Origin of the sequence: Pseudomonas sp. OV546, assembly GCF_900116845.1 — a bacterium.
Taxonomy (GTDB): domain Bacteria; phylum Pseudomonadota; class Gammaproteobacteria; order Pseudomonadales; family Pseudomonadaceae; genus Aquipseudomonas; species Aquipseudomonas petroselini.
This window is the reverse complement of sequence record NZ_FPCE01000002.1, coordinates 188706-206342: the sequence shown is the minus strand read 5'-3', so window position 1 is coordinate 206342 and position 17637 is coordinate 188706. Positions and strand designations below refer to the sequence as shown.

At 61.0% G+C, this 17637-nt stretch carries 16 protein-coding genes; 9 read left to right on the top strand and 7 right to left on the bottom strand.

Features of this window, described 5'->3' with window-relative positions:
* The first annotated feature begins 158 nt into the window (after positions 1-158).
* The 5 genes from BM403_RS06105 to BM403_RS06085 are packed head-to-tail and all read left to right on the top strand — an operon-like array spanning position 159 to position 3919.
* Positions 159-461 carry a DUF3649 domain-containing protein gene (locus BM403_RS06105; protein ID WP_043204828.1) on the top strand — a complete coding sequence of 101 codons (303 nt, stop codon included), beginning with the start codon at positions 159-161 and terminating at the stop codon, positions 459-461.
* On the top strand, positions 458-2032 hold the full coding sequence (locus BM403_RS06100; protein ID WP_012722387.1) for a PepSY-associated TM helix domain-containing protein: 1575 nt from the start codon (positions 458-460) through the stop codon (positions 2030-2032). Before BM403_RS06105 ends, BM403_RS06100 begins: the two co-directional genes overlap by 4 nt.
* A complete protein-coding gene (locus tag BM403_RS06095; protein ID WP_093542077.1) occupies positions 2033-2359 on the top strand; it encodes a DUF3325 domain-containing protein in 327 nt (108 codons plus the stop codon).
* A gap of 7 nt (positions 2360-2366) precedes the next feature.
* Positions 2367-2945 carry an RNA polymerase sigma factor gene (locus tag BM403_RS06090; RefSeq protein WP_043204830.1) on the top strand — a complete coding sequence of 193 codons (579 nt, stop codon included), beginning with the start codon at positions 2367-2369 and terminating at the stop codon, positions 2943-2945.
* Positions 2942-3919, top strand: coding sequence for a FecR family protein (locus BM403_RS06085; RefSeq protein ID WP_093542074.1), 978 nt, complete (start codon positions 2942-2944; stop codon positions 3917-3919). The genes BM403_RS06090 and BM403_RS06085 overlap by 4 nt, the downstream gene beginning before the upstream one ends.
* Here BM403_RS06085 and BM403_RS06080 read toward each other — a convergent pair whose 3' ends face one another.
* Together BM403_RS06080 and yejK are read right to left on the bottom strand one after the other, a co-directional pair.
* On the bottom strand, positions 3920-4270 hold the full coding sequence (locus BM403_RS06080; protein WP_064054842.1) for a glutaredoxin family protein: 351 nt from the start codon (positions 4268-4270) through the stop codon (positions 3920-3922).
* Positions 4270-5274 (bottom strand): nucleoid-associated protein YejK, encoded by a 1005-nt coding sequence (gene yejK, locus BM403_RS06075; protein ID WP_093542072.1) that lies wholly within the window; start codon positions 5272-5274, stop codon positions 4270-4272. Before yejK ends, BM403_RS06080 begins: the two co-directional genes overlap by 1 nt.
* A gap of 396 nt (positions 5275-5670) precedes the next feature.
* Between yejK and BM403_RS06070 the strand changes: the two genes are divergently transcribed.
* Positions 5671-5952 carry an HU family DNA-binding protein gene (locus tag BM403_RS06070; protein WP_003188840.1) on the top strand — a complete coding sequence of 94 codons (282 nt, stop codon included), beginning with the start codon at positions 5671-5673 and terminating at the stop codon, positions 5950-5952.
* A 197-nt stretch (positions 5953-6149) separates the two neighbouring features.
* Here BM403_RS06070 and rlmF read toward each other — a convergent pair whose 3' ends face one another.
* From rlmF to BM403_RS06045, 5 genes are all read right to left on the bottom strand, one after another.
* Positions 6150-7169: a 23S rRNA (adenine(1618)-N(6))-methyltransferase RlmF gene (gene rlmF, locus BM403_RS06065; protein WP_012722393.1), complete on the bottom strand. Its 1020-nt coding sequence runs from the start codon at positions 7167-7169 to the stop codon at positions 6150-6152.
* Between the two features lie 430 nt (positions 7170-7599).
* Positions 7600-10446 (bottom strand): valine--tRNA ligase, encoded by a 2847-nt coding sequence (locus BM403_RS06060; RefSeq protein ID WP_093542070.1) that lies wholly within the window; start codon positions 10444-10446, stop codon positions 7600-7602.
* A 300-nt stretch (positions 10447-10746) separates the two neighbouring features.
* Entirely contained in the window at positions 10747-11124 is a 378-nt protein-coding gene (locus tag BM403_RS06055) for a DNA polymerase III subunit chi (RefSeq protein ID WP_093542068.1), read from the bottom strand.
* A 7-nt stretch (positions 11125-11131) separates the two neighbouring features.
* Positions 11132-11560, bottom strand: coding sequence for a DNA polymerase III subunit chi (locus BM403_RS06050; protein WP_012722396.1), 429 nt, complete (start codon positions 11558-11560; stop codon positions 11132-11134).
* 158 nt (positions 11561-11718) lie between these two features.
* Positions 11719-13209, bottom strand: a complete 1491-nt coding sequence (locus tag BM403_RS06045; RefSeq protein WP_012722397.1) for a leucyl aminopeptidase — start codon at positions 13207-13209, stop codon at positions 11719-11721.
* Between the two features lie 284 nt (positions 13210-13493).
* Here BM403_RS06045 and lptF point away from each other — a divergent pair, with 284 nt between their 5' ends.
* The 3 genes from lptF (at position 13494) to lepA (ending at position 17635) form a co-directional block, all read left to right on the top strand.
* Positions 13494-14612: an LPS export ABC transporter permease LptF gene (gene lptF, locus BM403_RS06040; RefSeq protein ID WP_093542066.1), complete on the top strand. Its 1119-nt coding sequence runs from the start codon at positions 13494-13496 to the stop codon at positions 14610-14612.
* Positions 14605-15684 carry an LPS export ABC transporter permease LptG gene (lptG, locus tag BM403_RS06035; RefSeq protein ID WP_046034392.1) on the top strand — a complete coding sequence of 360 codons (1080 nt, stop codon included), beginning with the start codon at positions 14605-14607 and terminating at the stop codon, positions 15682-15684. Before lptF ends, lptG begins: the two co-directional genes overlap by 8 nt.
* Positions 15685-15835: 151 nt before the next feature.
* Positions 15836-17635, top strand: coding sequence for a translation elongation factor 4 (gene lepA / locus BM403_RS06030; RefSeq protein ID WP_003210439.1), 1800 nt, complete (start codon positions 15836-15838; stop codon positions 17633-17635).
* Positions 17636-17637 lie beyond the last annotated feature (2 nt).

Genomic DNA, 17637 nt, shown 5'->3' with positions numbered 1-17637 from the left:
ACAAGCATCGCCATGCTTTAGAGAACAAGAATTGTTCGCATTGTAGGGTGCGTGAGCGGCTTCGGCAATCCACCTGCGCAGGTGATTCATCCGTTCTGTTTTGCTTATGAGAATATTTATCATTAATATTGCGTGCTGATGAACCTGGCGCTTCCCGCATGAAAAGCAAAACCTCGCTGCCTGTCTCCTATCGTCTTGCTGTGACCTCGCGCGTGCTGGCTGCCGTGGTGGGGGGGTACCTGATGGCTTCCCTGGCCAGTATCTGCCTGGCGCTGTGGGTGCCTATTTCCCGTGCTGACGCAGTGATCACCGGGATGATGAGTTCGTTCGTGTTCTATCTGCTGGCCGTGCTCTGGTGTTTCGCCTGCCGCAGTGCCGCGCGCGCCTGGTTGGGTGTGATGCTGCCGAGCGCGGCTTTCGCCACGTTGGCGGGTGTGGGGTTCTGGATGGCACGCACATGAAAGAGGGCTTTCGCCAGGCCATGGCTTGGCTGCACACCTGGGCTGGGCTGATCTTTGGCTGGCTGCTGTTTGCGATTTTCCTGACCGGCACCTTGGCGTATTTCAAGGACGAAATCAGTCATTGGATGCAGCCTGAAGTACAGGCCCATCCGCTCGACGATACGCGCAGCCTCACGGTGGCACAGGCGTATCTGCAGCAGCAGGCACCGAATGCCGCGCGCTGGTTCATCACCTTGCCCGACAGCCGCGACCCTGGCCTTTCGGTGATGTGGCAAGACAAGGTCGACCCCGGCAAGCGCGGTAATTTCATCCAGAAAACCCTCGACCCAGTCAGCGGCCAGGCCGTGCAGGCCCGTGAAAGCATGGGCGGCGAGTTCTTCTATCGCTTCCATTTCCAGCTGCAGATGCCTCACCCGTGGGGCCGTTGGCTGTCGACCATTGCCGCGATGGTGATGTTTGTCGCGCTGATCACCGGCATCATTACCCACAAGAAAATCTTCAAGGACTTCTTCACCTTCCGCCCCCGCAAAGGCCAACGCTCCTGGCTCGACGGGCATAACGCGGTGGGCGTGCTGGTGCTGCCATTCCATTTGATGATTACCTACAGCAGCCTGGTGATCTTCATGAGCATGGTGATGCCCGCGCCGATCCTGGCTTCTTATGGCAACGACACCCGCGCCTTTTTCAGCGAGGTGTTCCCCAACACCAACAACGCGCCGGCCTTGGGCCAGCCAGGCACATTGCGGCCGCTGGTGCCGATGTACGAACAGGCACGGGCGCAGTGGGACGGTGGGCATGTGGGGCGCGTGGCGGTGAATAATCCCAGCGATGTAAACGCCTCGGTCAATGTGTTCCGCGCAGGTTCCGACAGCGTGGTGCACGATTTCGGCAGCACCGTTTCCTTCAACGGCAGCACCGGTGAGCTGTTGCGGGTGAGTGGCGAGCAGTCACTGCCGGCGGCCATCGGCGGCAGTTTCTACGGCCTGCACATGGGCCATTTCGCCGGCCCGGTCCTGCGCTGGTTGTACTTTATCTGTGGCTTGGCGGGCACGGCGATGATCGGCACCGGGCTGGTGATCTGGCTCGGCAAACGCCAGCTCAAACACGCTAAAGCCGCGGTCATGCCGTTTGAATTGCGCTTGGTGGAAGTACTCAACATCGCCAGCATGTCCGGGCTGATGATCGCCATCGCGGTGTTTTTCTGGGCAAACCGTCTGCTACCGGTGAGCTTCGCAGAGCGTTCTGACTGGGAAGTGCAAACCTTCTTTATCGCCTGGGGCCTGAGCCTGTTGCACGCCATCCTGCGGCGCGGGCGACAGGGTTGGGTCGAGCAGTTAAGCGTCGGCGCGCTGCTGTTTATCGCCATTCCGCTGCTCAATGCGTTGACGACCTCGCACCACCTTGGCGTTTCGCTGGCCACCGGCGATTGGGCCATGGCCGGCTTCGACCTGACCTGCCTGGCCAGCGGAGTGTTTCTCGCCTGGGCCGCCTGGAAGATGCAGCATCGCACCGCGCCTGCGCCCAAGGCTGAACGCGCACGCCCGTTGACGCTCAAGCAGGAGACCAACTGAATGCTGCTCGCTCTGCTGATGTGCTACGCCGGGTTCACGGCACTGTGCTTGTCCACTGACCGTCACCACGGCGAACTGCTGCACAGCAAACCCTCGCCCCGGCGGCGCCTGGGGTTGCGTGTGACCGGCTGGTTGCTGCTGACGCTGTCGATCTGGCCGGCGGTGAGTGTCGTCGGTTGGGGGCAGGGCCTGGTGGAGTGGTGCGCCGTGTTGATGCTCAGCGCGCTGCTGTTGGTGCTGTTGTTGCCGTATCGGCCAAGGCTGGCCTTGATCCTGGCAGGCGTCGGCCTGCTGGCCAGCCCGGTTGCGGCGTTTGCCATCCTTTGAGCCCACCTTGATGATCAGCACCCCACCCGAATCCCAGGACAGCCAGCACGCTGACGCGGCCGGTGGGCGTGCGCATTTCCTGCAGGTGTTCTTGTCCCAGCGTTCGCAGATGGAAGCCCTGGTAAGTCGACGCGTGGGGTGCCGCGCCACGGCGGCTGACCTGGTGCAGGACCTGTTCCTGCGCTTCTGGCGCCGGCCGCTGGTGCAGGTTGAAGAACTCAGCACCTACCTGTTGCGCTGCGCCGGCAACATCGCTATCGACCACCTGCGCAGCGAAGGCGCACGGGTGCGCAGCAGCGAAGGCTGGCTGCCCGAACAGCAAGACAACCAGGGCTCCGAACCCCAGGCGGCGCTGGAGGCAGGCAACGATCTGCGCCACGTCGAAGCGGCCCTGCGCAGCTTGCCCGAGCGTACGCGGCAGATTTTCCTGCTCAACCGCATCCACGGCCGCAAGTACGCCGAAATCGCCAAGGCCATGGGCCTGTCCCAAAGTGCCGTGGAAAAACATATGATGCGTGCCCTCGAAGCCTGCAAAGCCAGCCTTCGCGAACCTTCATCCCCCCGCACGCCAGGGAAAGCACCGTGAACGTCACCCCCACGCCCGCCCAGGAGCAAGCCGCACTGGCCTGGCTGAGCCTGCTGCACGACCAGCCCAGCAGCGGCGACCAGGCTACGTTCAGCCAGTGGCTGCGGGCCGACCCTGCGCACGTCGCGGCCTATTCCCAGGCGCAGGTGCTGTGGGAGTTGAGCGAAGTACCGGCGCGCAAGTTGGCGGGCGAGGAAGCGTTGGCATTGCAGGGCTACCTTAACGCCATGCATGCCTCAAAGCGTTCGCGGGTGGTGCGCTGGTCCGGGGCGCTGGCCATGGCCGCGTGCCTGGTGGTGATGATGTCGATGGGCGCCGGTTGGCAGCCGTCGCGCTGGGTCGATGACTTTGGCGCGGACTATGTGACGGCGCCCGGAGAAATCAAAACCGTCACCCTGGCCGACAAGTCCCAAATCACCCTCGATGCCGACAGCGCCATTGCTGTGGATTTCAACCATGGCGAACGGCATATCCAACTGCGTCGGGGCGCGGTTTTTTTCAGCGTGACCCACACCGGTGAGTCCTTCGTCGTGGCGGCGGGCAGTGGCGAAGCGCGGGTGCTGGGCACACAGTTTGAAGTCCGTCTGCAACCGGCTGGCGCTCAGGTAACGGTGTTGTCCGGGCGGGTTGGCGTGACGCCGTCAACGCAGGGCCAGCAGCAGATTCTTACGGCGGGCCAGCAAGTGGCCTACACCGATGGCATTGCTGATCAGATGCACGCGGTCGACAGCGAATCACGCCTGGCCTGGCGCGACGGCTGGCTCAACTACTACAAGGCGCCGCTGGCCGACGTGGTCAAGGACCTGGAGCGTTATTACCCTGGTCGCATCCTGTTGCTCAATGACGAGATGGGCGCCAAGCGCGTCAGCGGCAGCTTCCCGAGCCAGGATCCGCAGGCGGTGCTGAATGCATTGCAGGCGGTACTGGGTTTTGAACAGCACCATGTGCTGGGGCGAATGATCGTGGTGCGCTGATTACTTCAGCGCCGCCATGATTTTCTCCGGGCTGTAGTCGCGAATCAGCGTGCCGTTCACGTCCACGAACGGAATCCCGCCGCCGCCCAGCGCCTCGTACGCCTTGCGCGCCTGGGCGTCCTTCTCGATATCGAACGCCTGGTAGGGAATGCCTTTCTGGTCCAGGAACCGGCGGATCTGTTTGCAGTACCCACACCATTCGGTGGAATAGAGCACCACGCGCGCCGACGTGCGCACGTGCTCCGGCACCCCTTGCGAGGGGTTGAACACCCGCTCGATCTTGCCCCAGTTCTGGATCACCACCACGACCAGCAACACCAGCAAGACTTTCTTGAAAACCCCGCCCAGCATCAGTTGCGGCGCTTGAGCTGATCGGTCAGTTGGGTTGGCAGGCCCTTGATGATCAAGGTGCCGGCGGCTTCGTCGTACTCGATCTTGTCGCCCAGCAGGTGCGCTTCAAAGCTGATGGACAAGCCCTCGGCGCGGCCGGTGAAGCGGCGGAACTGGTTGAGGGTACGCTTATCGGCAGGGATTTCCGGCGACAGGCCGTAGTCCTTGTTGCGGATATGGTCGTAAAAGGCTTTTGGCCGATCTTCATCGATCAATCCGGAGAGCTCTTCCAGGCCCATCGGTTCACCGAGCTTGGCCTGGCTGCTGGCGTAGTCCACCAGGGTCTTGGTTTTCTCGCGGGCGGACTCGTCCGGCAGGTCTTCGCTTTCGACGAAGTCGCTGAAGGCCTTGAGCAGGGTGCGGGTCTCGCCCGGGCCGTCGACGCCTTCCTGGCAGCCGATGAAGTCGCGGAAGTATTCCGAAACCTTCTTGCCGTTCTTGCCCTTGATAAAGGAAATGTACTGCTTGGACTGCTTGTTGTTCTGCCACTCGGACACGTTGATGCGTGCCGCCAGGTGCAGCTGACCGAGGTCCAGATGACGCGAGGGGGTCACATCCAGCTCGTCGGTCACCGCCACGCCTTCGCTGTGGTGCAGCAGGGCGATGGCCAGGTAGTCGGTCATGCCCTGTTGATAGTGGGCAAACAGCACGTGGCCGCCGCTGGAGAGGTTGGACTCTTCCATCAGCTTCTGCAGGTGCTCGACAGCGGTGCGGCTGAAGGTGGTGAAATCCTGCCCACCCTCGAAATACTCCTTCAACCAGCCGCTGAACGGGTGCGCACCGGACTCGGCATGGAAGAAACCCCAGGCCTTGCCTTGTTTGGCGTTGTAGCTCTCGTTGAGGTCGGCAAGCATGTTCTCGATGGCGGCCGACTCGGCAAGCTCGGAGTCGCGGGCATGGAGAACTGCAGGTGTGCCGTCGGGTTTTTTGTCGATCAGGTGGACGATGCAGTGACGGATCGGCATAGGCTTCTCGGCTGGTTGATAGGGGAGCGGTTGGCCTCCCCGAAAAGTCGCCAAGTGTACCGCACCATTGGCCAAGACGTGCTTCGAAGGGTGTTTCGAGCACCTTCCGACGGGCCATATGCCTTTTTTTCACGGTTTAGAGCGATAAAGCTGACCAAATGGGTAGGTAGAAGCGGATATTTCCCCGTCTCTGTGCTAGTTTTGCCCCGTCTTACGCCAAGTCTCGGCGATAAGCGTGCATTCAGCATCTGTCAGGTCGAACCAATCCCCGTTTCAAGCATCTATAACCCCGATCTCCGTGGTTATAGCCGGGGGTGCCAGGCCATGACGGTCGGGCTCGACGGCTGACACTGCACTCTGCAATCCATATGAATTTGATAGGGAAGGAACACCACAATGGCTATTACTAAAGACCAACTGATCGCTGACCTGGCTGAAGCAGTAGACGCACCGAAAACTACCGTGCGCGCTCTGCTGGACCAACTGAGCCAAGTTGTTGCTGACCAGCTGGAAAACGGCGGCGAAATCACTCTGCCAGGCGTTGGCAAACTGAAAGTGACCGAGCGTCCTGCCCGTACTGGCCGTAACCCTTCGACTGGCGCTGCCATCGAAATCGCTGCCAAGAAAGTTATCAAGCTGGTTGTGGCCAAAGGCCTGACCGACGCTGTTAACAAGTAAGACGCAGCAAAAAAAACCGTGCTCCGGAGCGATCCGGGCACGGTTTTTTGTTGCCTGCGATTTACTGGGGTTGCGGGGTTACTGTGGCGAGGGAGCTTGCTCCCGCTGGGCTGCGCAGTGGCCCCAAAAGTCTGGGAGCGCTTCGCACTGGAGCGCCAGCCCGGTCCCGCGGGAGCAAGCTCCCTCGCCACAATGGATCAGTCGCGCACCCAGCGCTGGCGCCAGATCTGCTGCTCGTTCTTGGTCTGGAAGGTCCAGGCCACGAAACGGCTTTGCTTCTGGCCCTGGGACATTTCCACTACTTGGCTTTCCAGCACGCCGGCTTTTTTCAGGGCTGTCTCGATAGCGGGCAAGTTTGACGCTTTTGACACCAAGGTGCTGAACCACAACACCTTGTGGGCAAAATGCGCGCTCTCGGCAATCAGCTGCGTCACAAAGCGCGCTTCGCCGCCTTCACACCACAGTTCAGCTGATTGGCCACCGAAGTTCAGCACCGGCAACTTGCGCTTGGGGTCGGCTTTGCCCAGGGCGCGCCACTTGCGCTCGCTGCCCTTGGTCGCTTCGTCCATGGACGCATGGAACGGCGGATTGCACATGGTCAGGTCAAAGCGCTCACCCGGCTCCAGCAGGCTCAGCAGGATCTGCTTGGGGTTGGTCTGCTGGCGCAGTTGGATGACTTTGCTCAGGTCATTGGACTGCACAATCGCCTTGGCGGCGGCCACGGCGATAGGGTCGACCTCCGAGCCGAGGAAGTTCCAGCGGTACTCCATGTAGCCAATCAGCGGGTAGACGCAGTTGGCGCCCATGCCAATGTCCAGCACCTTGACGATCGAACCGCGTGGGATCTTGCCGTCATTGACGCTGGCCAGCAGGTCGGCGAGGAAGTGCACGTAGTCGGCACGGCCCGGTACCGGTGGGCACAGGTAATCGGCCGGGATGTCCCAATGCTGGATGCCATAGAACGACTTGAGCAACGCTCGGTTGAACACCCGCACCGCGTCCGGGCTGGCGAAGTCGATGCTTTCCTTGCCGTACGGGTTGATGATCACGAATTGCGCCAGTTCCGGCGTGGTCTTGATCAGTGCCTGGAAGTCGTAACGGCCTGTGTGGCGGTTGCGCGGGTGCAGGGTGGCCTCTTTACGCGGCACGACGGGTTTGGCCGTGGTTGCGGTTTTAGGCTTCTTGCGCTGAGGTTTTGGCGTGCTGGGGGCGGTCATGATGATTCTGGTGTTGGCTCAAAGTGGTGGGCATTGTCACACATCCTGAGCCTGTCCCGGTCAAATGTGGGAGGGGGCTTGCTCCCGATTGCGGTGGACCCGCCAGTTCATAGGTCGCTGATACACCGCTATCGGGGGCAAGCCCCCACCCACATTGACTGTATTGTCAGCCTGGCATTGGGAGTCTCCAGGCAAAAAAAGAGGCCCGAAGGCCTAATGCAAGTCAGTTAAGGGCAAACACTGTACCTGTGGCGAGGGAGCTTGCTCCCGTTGGACTGCGCAGCAGTCCCAGTCTTTTGAAACAAAGAGCTGGGGCCGCTTCGCGGCCCAGCGGGAGCAAGCTCCCTCGCCACAGGTTATTTTTTACCCTTTCTACGTCTTAACTGACTGGCATTAGGCCTGAAGGCCTCTTTCTTAAACGCGGTCCACCTTACAGGCTGGAAATCCGCGCATGTTGCTCCGCCAGCTTGCCCAAGGCCTGTTCAGCCTCGGCTAACTTGGCGCGTTCCTTGTCGATCACTTCCGCCGGCGCCTTGTCGACGAACGCCGCGTTGGACAGCTTGCCGCCCACGCGTTGCACTTCGCCTTGCAGGCGGGCGATTTCCTTGTCGAGACGGGCCAGTTCCGCACCCTTGTCGATCAGGCCAGCCATCGGCACCAGCACTTCCATGTCGCCGACCAGTGCGGTGGCAGACAGTGGTGCGTCTTCGCCGGCCGCCAATACGGTGATCGACTCCAGCTTCGCCAGCTTCTTGAGCAGTGCGTCATTCTCGCTGAGACGACGCTGGTCCTCGGCACTGGCGTTCTTCACGAACACCGCCAGTGGCTTGCCCGGCCCGATGTTCATCTCGGCGCGGATGTTGCGCGTACCAAGCATCAGGGTCTTGAGCCATTCGATATCGCTTTCGGCGGCCTCGTCGATGCGCGCTTCGTTGGCCACCGGCCAAGGTTGCAGCATGATGGTCTTGCCTTCGATACCGGCTAGTGGCGCCAGGCGCTGCCAGATTTCTTCGGTGATGAACGGCATGAACGGATGCGCCAGGCGCAGCGCCACTTCGAGCACGCGTACCAGGGTACGGCGAGTGCCGCGCTGGCGTTCAATCGGCGCGTTTTCGTCCCACAGCACGGGCTTGGACAGTTCCAGGTACCAGTCGCAATACTGGTTCCAGATGAACTCGTACAAGGCCTGTGCAGCCAGGTCGAAACGGAACTGGTCGAGCTGGCGGGTCACTTCGGCTTCGGTGCGTTGCAGCTGCGAGATGATCCAGCGGTCGGCCAGGCTCAACTCATAGGCTTCGCCGTTCTGGCCGCAGTCTTCGCCTTTATCCAGCACGTAGCGCGCGGCGTTCCAGATCTTGTTGCAGAAGTTGCGATAGCCTTCGACGCGGCCCATGTCGAACTTGATGTCGCGACCGGTGGACGCCAGCGAGCAGAAGGTAAAGCGCAGGGCGTCGGTGCCATAGCTGGCGATACCGTCGGCGAACTCGTCGCGGGTCTGCTTCTCGATCTTCTTCGCCAGTTTCGGCTGCATCAGGCCCGAGGTGCGTTTCTGCACCAGGGTTTCCAGGTCGATGCCGTCGATGATGTCCAGCGGGTCCAGGACGTTGCCCTTGGACTTGGACATCTTCTGGCCCTGGCCATCACGCACCAGGCCGTGCACGTACACGGTCTTGAACGGTACTTGCGGGGTGCCGTCCTCGTTCTTCACCAAGTGCATGGTCAGCATGATCATCCGGGCAACCCAGAAGAAAATGATGTCGAAGCCGGTGACCAGCACGTCGGTGGAGTGGAATTTCTTCAGGAATTCGGTCTGCTGCGGCCAGCCCAGGGTGGAGAAGGTCCAGAGGCCCGAACTGAACCAGGTGTCCAGTACGTCGTTGTCCTGTTGCAGCGCAACGTCCGCCCCCAGGTTGTGCTTGGCGCGCACTTCGGCTTCGTCGCGGCCGACGTAGACCTTGCCCGACTCGTCGTACCAGGCCGGAATGCGATGGCCCCACCACAACTGACGGCTGATGCACCAATCCTGGATGTCGCGCATCCACGAGAAATACATGTTTTCGTACTGCTTGGGCACGAACTGGATACGGCCGTCTTCCACGGCGGCAATGGCAGGTTCTGCCAGCGGCTTGGTAGACACGTACCACTGGTCGGTCAGCCACGGCTCGATCACGGTGCCGGAGCGGTCGCCCTTCGGCACTTTCAGGCCGTGGTCGTCAACGCTGACCAGTAAGCCGACGGCGTCGAAGGCGGCAACGATCTGCTTGCGCGCTTCAAAGCGGTCAAGGCCGGCGTATTCAGCCGGGATCTTGCCGTCGATGCTGTCGTTCAGCGTGCCGTCCAGGTTGAACACCTGGCAGGCCGGCAGAACGGCGGCATTCTTGTCGAAGATGTTCAGCAGCGGCAGGTTGTGGCGCTTGCCGACTTCGTAGTCGTTGAAATCGTGGGCCGGTGTGATTTTCACGCAGCCGGTGCCGAATTCAGGGTCGCAGTAGTCGTCCGCGATAATCGGGATGCGGCGGCCCACCAGCGGCAGCTCGACAAACTTTCCGATCAGCGCCTGGTAGCGTTCGTCGTTCGGGTTAACGGCTACGGCGGCGTCGCCGAGCATGGTTTCCGGGCGCGTGGTGGCGACGATCAGGTAGTCGTTGCCTTCAGCGGTCTTGGCGCCGTCGGCCAGCGGGTACTTGAGGTTCCACAGGAAGCCTTTCTCGTCGTGGTTTTCCACTTCGAGGTCGGAAATCGCCGTGTGCAACTTGGTGTCCCAGTTGACCAGGCGCTTGCCGCGATAGATCAGGCCGTCTTCATGCAGGCGCACGAAGGCCTCTTTCACGGCTTCCGACAAGCCGTCGTCCATGGTGAAGCGCTCGCGGCTCCAGTCCACGGACGAGCCCAGGCGGCGGATCTGACGGCTGATATTGCCGCCGGACTGGTCTTTCCATTCCCAGATCTTTTCCAGGAACTTCTCGCGACCCAGATCATGACGGCTCTGGCCGGTGGCTTCGAGTTGGCGTTCCACGAGCATCTGGGTGGCGATGCCAGCGTGGTCGGTGCCCGGCTGCCACAGGGTGTTGCGGCCCTGCATGCGGCGGAAACGGATCAACGCATCCATGATCGCATTGTTGAAGCCGTGGCCCATGTGCAGGCTGCCAGTGACGTTCGGTGGCGGAATCATGATGGTGTAGGAATCGCCCGCGCCTTGCGGGGCGAAATAATTCTCGGATTCCCAGGTGTTGTACCAGGAAGTTTCGATAGCGTGCGGCTGGTAGGTCTTATCCATGCGCGGCGGGACCCTAGTTGGCATTTATTCAGGAAAGCCGGCAAGTATAACGGGGGCGGACGAGGAGGGCGAGTTGAAGACGGGCTTAAGGCTGATGCAAGACTAATGGGGGAGGGGGCTTGTGGTGGTGAGGGGGGTTGTCCCCCCGACGGGCTTACCGAAAAAACCAAGGGGACTGCTTCGCAGTCCAGCGCGGGGCAAGCCCGCTCACCACAGCAAGCCCGCTCACCACAGCAAGCCCGTTTACCACACAGCAAGCCTGCTCATCACAGCAAGCCCCACAGGGGATTTTGGTGTGGTTTAAGACTGGTACTGGCTCAGCAACCGCTCCATCCGCGCATCCAACCGACGCTTGATCTCGGTTTCGATATGCGGGGCAAAGTCGTCGATCACGTCTTGCATGATCAGTTGCGCGGCGGCGCGCAGTTCGTTGTCCAGGTGCAGCAGCAGGGCGTCGGGGCCTTTTTCGGCCGCTGCGGGGGCGGCGGCCTTGACCACCGGCGCCGGCTCGACCGGCTTGCCACCGACCATATCGAATAACAGCGGAATCTGCGGCTCGCCCTCGGCGGGCTCGGTCAACAGCGGCGGCTGCACGTTGTCATCACCCAGCAACTGACGGATCGACTCCAGGTCGTCCAACAGGTGGTCGTCTTTTTTTAGAGGGTTTGGCGTGTCCATCATTTACTCAAAGTCGTTGTAGCCGGTGATCCTGCAGAGGATAGCCCTGTTCGCGGTAGAAACGGAAACTCTCCCGCGCGGCCTGACGAATAGCCGGATCTTCCACCACCACTTCCGCCACACGGGCGAATGCCTTGGCGAACGGCGGCACTTTCAGGTCCAGGTTGACCAGCAGGTCGTGGTGATCGCCGCAACTGTCGCCTAAACCCAGCACTACCAGGCCTTCAGGTTCAGACTCGGCGGGGCCGTGGGGCACGAAGCTTTCGCCCTTGAAGCGCCACAGGCGGGCATCCAGCTCGTCGCGCTGGGCGGCATCGCTGCAATGCAGGTAGATGCGGTGGCCCATGCGCCAGGCTTTTTCGGTGAGTTTGCAGGCAAAGTCCAGGCGCGCGAGCGGGTCGGCGCTGGGCAATATATAGAAGTCGACTTGGGTCATTGCGGTTCCTGGGCGGCCTCAACAAGGGTAAAAGGCAGCTTGTTGTGGCGAGCAAGCGTGCTTGCGCTGGGGTGCGAAGCGCCCCCAAAAAGCTGGGGACTGCTGCGCGGTCCAGCGGGAGCAGGCTCCCTCGCCACATCAAGCCCGCTCAGACCGGGTTAGGCCTTGGCGCGATCCAGCAGGTATTGGGTCAGCAGGGGAACCGGGCGGCCAGTGGCGCCCTTGTCCTTGCCGCCGCTGGTCCAGGCCGTGCCAGCGATGTCCAGGTGCGCCCAGTTGAAGTTCTTGGCAAAGCGCGACAGGAAGCAGGCAGCGGTGATGGTGCCGGCTTTCGGGCCACCGATGTTGGCGATGTCGGCGAACGGGCTGTCCAGCTGTTCCTGGTACTCATCGAACAGCGGCAGTTGCCAGGCGCGGTCGTCGGCGGCCTTGCCGGCGCTGAGCAGTTGCTCGATCAGCTCATCGCTGTTGCCCAGCAGGCCCGACGTGTGGGAGCCCAGGGCAACGATGCAGGCACCGGTCAGGGTGGCGATGTCGATCACGGCCTGCGGCTTGAAGCGCTCGGCGTAGGTCAGGGCATCGCACAGCACCAGACGGCCTTCGGCGTCAGTGTTGAGGATTTCGACGGTCTGGCCGCTCAGGGTGGTGACGATGTCGCCTGGACGGGTCGCGCCGCCGCTCGGCATGTTCTCGGCGCAGGCCAGGATGCACACCAGGTTGATCGGCAGCTTGAGTTCCAGCACGGCGCGCAGGGTGCCGAACACACTGGCGGCGCCGCCCATGTCGTACTTCATTTCGTCCATGCCCAGGCCCGGCTTGAGGCTGATGCCGCCGGTGTCGAAGGTGATGCCTTTGCCGACCAGGGCGTAAGGCTTCTCGGACTTCTTACCGCCGTTGTATTGCATCACGATCAGGCGTGGCGGCTGGTCGCTGCCTTGGCCCACGGCATAGAACGAGCCCATGCCCAGTTCCTTGATCTTCTTTTCGTCCAGCACTTCGACTTTCAGGCCCTTGAACTCTTTGCCCAGCGCCTTGGCCTGTTCGCCCAGGAACGTCGGGTGGCAGATGTTCGGTGGCAGGTTGCCCAGGTCGCGGGTAAAGGACATGCCGTTGGCGATGGCCTGCGCGTGGGTCACGGCGCGCTCGACTTCAGCCTGGGCAGCCTTGATGGTCAGCAGGGTGATTTTCTTCAGCGCACGCGGTTCGGCTTTCTGGCTCTTGAACTCGTCGAAAATATAGCCGCCGTCCACCAGGGTTTCGGCCAGCAGGCGGGTCTTGCCGTAGCTGTCACGGCCTTTTACAACGATTTCATCGAGGGCCAGCGTCGCATCGCTGCCGCCCAGGCCCTTGAGGGTCGTGAGGATACCGCTGATGATCTTACGGAACGGGCGGTCGCCCAGTTCGGCCTCTTTGCCCACGCCGACCAGCAACACGCGCTCGGCCTTGAGGTTGGGCAGGCTTTGCAGCAGCAGGCTCTGGCCGACTTTGCCGGCCAGGTCGCCGCGCTTGAGCACCGCGCTGATGGCGCCGCCGCTGAGTTCGTCGAGTTGCTTGGCGGCAACGCCGAGCTTGCGGCCTTCGCCGATGGCGACCACGAGGGTGGCGGTTTTCAACGTTTCGGGGCTAACGCTTTTTACAACCAATTCCATTTTCGGGTCCCTTATAAAGGTCTGTTAGCCAAGAGTCTGTACTCCGGCTTTAATACCAGGCAGCTGTGTAAACCGCCGGTGACAAAGGCCGCAGTTTGAACCTCGCCGACGGAGCCTGACAACCCTTGCCACCTGCTTTGTGCATGTGCATGAGGTTGCGCAGTGACAGGCGCGGTCAATCACAGGATAATGCGCCATCTTTTTAGCCGGCCCTGTGTCAATGGGCTGACTCGGTATGCTTGCTTGTTTGGCCGCCTTAGCCTGACAACCCTGGAGTGTCTGGTTTGATCGTCTTCCGTTATCTGTCCCGCGAAGTCCTGTTGACCCTGAGTGCCGTGAGTGCGGTATTGCTGGTCATCATCATGAGTGGTCGTTTCGTCAAATACCTGGCCCAGGCTGCCTCCGGCGCCCTCGATCCGGGCTCGCTGTTCCTGATCATGGGCTTTCGCCTGCCGGGTTTCCTGCAGCTGATCCTGCCGTTGGGCCTGTTCCTCGGGATCCTGCTGGCCTACGGCCGGCTGTACCTCGAAAGCGAAATGACCGTGCTCTCGGCCACCGGCATGAGCCAGCAGCGTCTGCTGGGCATGACCATGATCCCGGCCGCCGGCGTCGCGCTGATCGTGGCCTGGCTGAGCCTGAGCCTGGCCCCTCAGGGCGCCATGCAGTTCCAGTTGGTGCTGAACAAACAGGACGCGATGACTGAGTTCGACACCCTCGAACCCGGCCGCTTCCAGGCACTCAATGACGGTTCACGTGTGACCTACACCGAAACGCTGACCGACGACCGCGCCAACCTGGGCGGTGTGTTCATCTCCGAGAAGCGTCTGGGCCAAGACAAGAAAGACCGTGGTATTTCCGTGCTGGTGGCTGATTCAGGTCGCCAGGAAGTGCGTCCTGACGGCAGCCGCTACCTGATCCTAGAAAATGGCTATCGCTATGATGGCAGCCCAGGCATGGCGGATTATCGCGCGATCAAGTACGACACCTATGGCGTGATGCTGGCTCGCCCGGACATCAGCGATGAAGTCACCGACCGCGACGCCATTCCCACGACCGACCTGTTCGGCAGCAAGGAACTGCGCTCCATTGCCGAGTTGCAATGGCGGATTTCCCTGCCGCTGCTGGTGTTCATCGTGACGTTGATGGCCGTGCCGCTGTCGCGCGTCAACCCGCGCCAGGGCCGCTTCCTCAAGCTGTTGCCGGCAATCCTGCTGTATATGGCTTACCTCACCATCCTGATTTCCGCCCGTGGCTCCCTGGAAAAAGGCAAGTTGTCGCCGACGCTGGGCCTGTGGTGGGTGCACGGGATCTTCCTGGTGATTGGCCTGGGGTTGCTCTACTGGGAACCGATCCGTTTGAAAATGAAGAGCCGTCGTGGCCAGAAGGAGTTGGCTCGTGGCTAAGCTCGATCGCTACATTGGTAGCAGCGTACTGATCGCCATCCTGGCGGTACTGGGCATCATCCTGGGCTTGGCCTCGTTGTTCGCCTTCATCGATGAAGTCGGCAACGTCAGCGACACCTACACGGTGTGGGATGTGCTGAGCTACGTGGCCCTTACCGCGCCGCGCCGCCTCTACGACATGATGCCGATGGCTGCGCTGATCGGTTGCCTGATTGGCCTGGGCAGCCTGGCCAGCAACAGTGAACTGACCATCATGCGCGCTGCGGGTGTGTCCATTGGGCGCATCGTCTGGGCCGTGATGAAACCCATGCTGCTGCTGATGGCCTGCAGCGTGCTGATCGGCGAATACGTGGCGCCACCGGCCGAAACCACCGCCCAGGCCAACCGCGCCCTGGCGCAGGGGTCGGGCGATGCGCAAAGTTCCAAGCACGGCCTGTGGCACCGTCAGGGTGAAGAGTTCATCCACATCAACGCCGTGCAGCCAGGCGGCCTGTTGATTGGTGTGACGCGCTACACCTTTGACAAAGAACGTCACTTGCTGGAGTCGAGCTTCGCCAAACGTGCGCAATACAGTGGCGAAAAATGGCAACTGAGCGACGTCACCACCACGTACTTCCGCAATATTGGCCAAGGCACCAACGCCCGTACCGAAGTGATCAACGTGCCGAGCGAAGAGTGGGATATCGCCCTCAAGCCGGAACTCTTGAATACCGTGGTGATGATCCCGGAAAGCCTGCCGATCTCGGGGCTGTGGAGCTATATCCACTACCTCAAGGACCAGGGCCTGAACAACGGCCGCTACTGGCTGGCATTTTGGGTCAAGGTGTTGCAACCGGTGGTCACCGCGGCGCTGGTGCTGATGGCGATTTCGTTCATCTTCGGCCCGTTGCGTTCGGTAACCCTGGGCCAACGCGTGTTTACCGGCGTGCTGGTGGGCTTCACCTTCCGCATCGCCCAGGACCTGCTGGGCCCGTCGAGCCTGGTGTTTGGTTTCTCGCCGCTGTTTGCGGTGCTGGTGCCGACCGCTATCTGCGCCCTGGCCGGGTTCTGGCTGCTGCGCCGGGCGGGCTAGCCGCGCGCTTATGAACAAAAAATGCCCCGGTCGAGAGATCGGGGCATTTTTGTTCTGGTCAGCAAAGATGACGCCTGGCCTGAGCATCAGGTACAATTCCCGGCTATTTTTCAGCGGGCAATCTGCCTGCAGCCTTTTTGAGTGTTGATCCGTGAGTGATTTGAGTCATATCCGCAATTTCTCCATCATCGCCCACATTGACCATGGTAAGTCGACGCTGGCCGATCGATTCATCCAGATGTGCGGCGGCCTTGCCGAGCGTGAAATGGAAGCCCAGGTACTGGATTCCATGGACCTCGAACGCGAGCGCGGGATCACCATCAAGGCCCACAGCGTGACCCTGTACTACACCGCCAAAGACGGTATCAAGTACCAACTGAACTTCATTGACACCCCGGGCCACGTCGACTTCACCTACGAAGTCAGCCGTTCCCTGGCGGCCTGCGAAGGTGCGCTGCTGGTGGTGGACGCGGGCCAGGGCGTTGAAGCCCAGTCCGTGGCCAACTGCTACACCGCCATCGAGCAAGGCCTGGAAGTGATGCCGGTGCTGAACAAGATCGACCTGCCACAGGCCGATCCGGACCGCGTCAAAGAAGAAATCGAAAAAATCATCGGCATTGACGCCACCGACGCCGTCGAGTGCAGCGCCAAGACCGGCCTGGGCGTCGACGAAGTGCTCGAGCGCCTGGTCAAGACCATTCCCGCCCCCACCGGCAACTACGAAGATCCGCTGCAAGCGTTGATCATCGACTCCTGGTTCGACAACTACCTGGGCGTTGTTTCCCTGGTACGCGTGCGCCATGGCCGTGTGAAAAAAGGCGACAAGATCCTGGTCAAGTCCACCGGCAAGATTCACCTGGTGGACAGCGTCGGTGTGTTCAACCCCAAACACACGGCTACCACTGATCTGAAAGCCGGTGAAGTAGGCTTCATCATCGCCGGTATCAAGGACATTCACGGTGCGCCGGTCGGTGACACCCTGACCTTGAGTTCCACCCCTGACGTCGACGTGCTGCCGGGCTTCAAACGCATCCAGCCGCAGGTCTACGCCGGCCTGTTTCCGGTCAGCTCCGACGACTTCGAAGATTTCCGCGAAGCCCTGCAAAAGCTCACCCTCAACGACTCGTCGTTGCAGTACACCCCGGAAAGCTCCGACGCCCTGGGCTTCGGCTTCCGTTGCGGCTTCCTCGGCATGCTGCACATGGAGATCATCCAGGAGCGTCTTGAGCGCGAGTACGACCTGGACCTGATCACCACCGCGCCGACGGTTATTTTTGAGCTGGCGCTGAAAACCGGTGAAACGATTTACGTCGACAACCCGTCCAAGCTTCCAGACCTGTCTTCCATCGAAGACATGCGCGAACCGATCGTGCGCGCCAATATTCTTGTGCCGCAGGAACACCTGGGCAACGTCATTACCCTGTGTATTGAAAAGCGTGGCGTACAGCACGACATGCTGTTCCTCGGTACCCAGGTGCAAGTGACCTACGATTTGCCGATGAACGAAGTGGTCCTGGACTTCTTTGACCGTCTCAAATCCACCAGCCGCGGCTATGCTTCGCTGGACTACCATTTCGACCGGTACCAATCGGCTAATCTGGTGAAACTGGATGTGCTGATTAACGGCGACAAGGTCGATGCCCTGGCACTGATCGTGCACAAGGACAACGCGCACTACAAAGGTCGCCAGTTGACCGAGAAGATGAAAGAACTGATCCCGCGCCAGATGTTCGACGTTGCGATCCAGGCCGCCATCGGCGGGCAGATCATTGCGCGGACCTCGGTCAAGGCCCTCAGAAAGAACGTACTGGCCAAATGCTACGGCGGTGACGTAAGCCGTAAGCGCAAGCTGCTTGAGAAGCAAAAGGCCGGTAAAAAACGCATGAAGCAAGTGGGTAACGTGGAAATTCCACAAGAAGCCTTCCTTGCGGTGCTCAGGTTGGATAGTTAGGT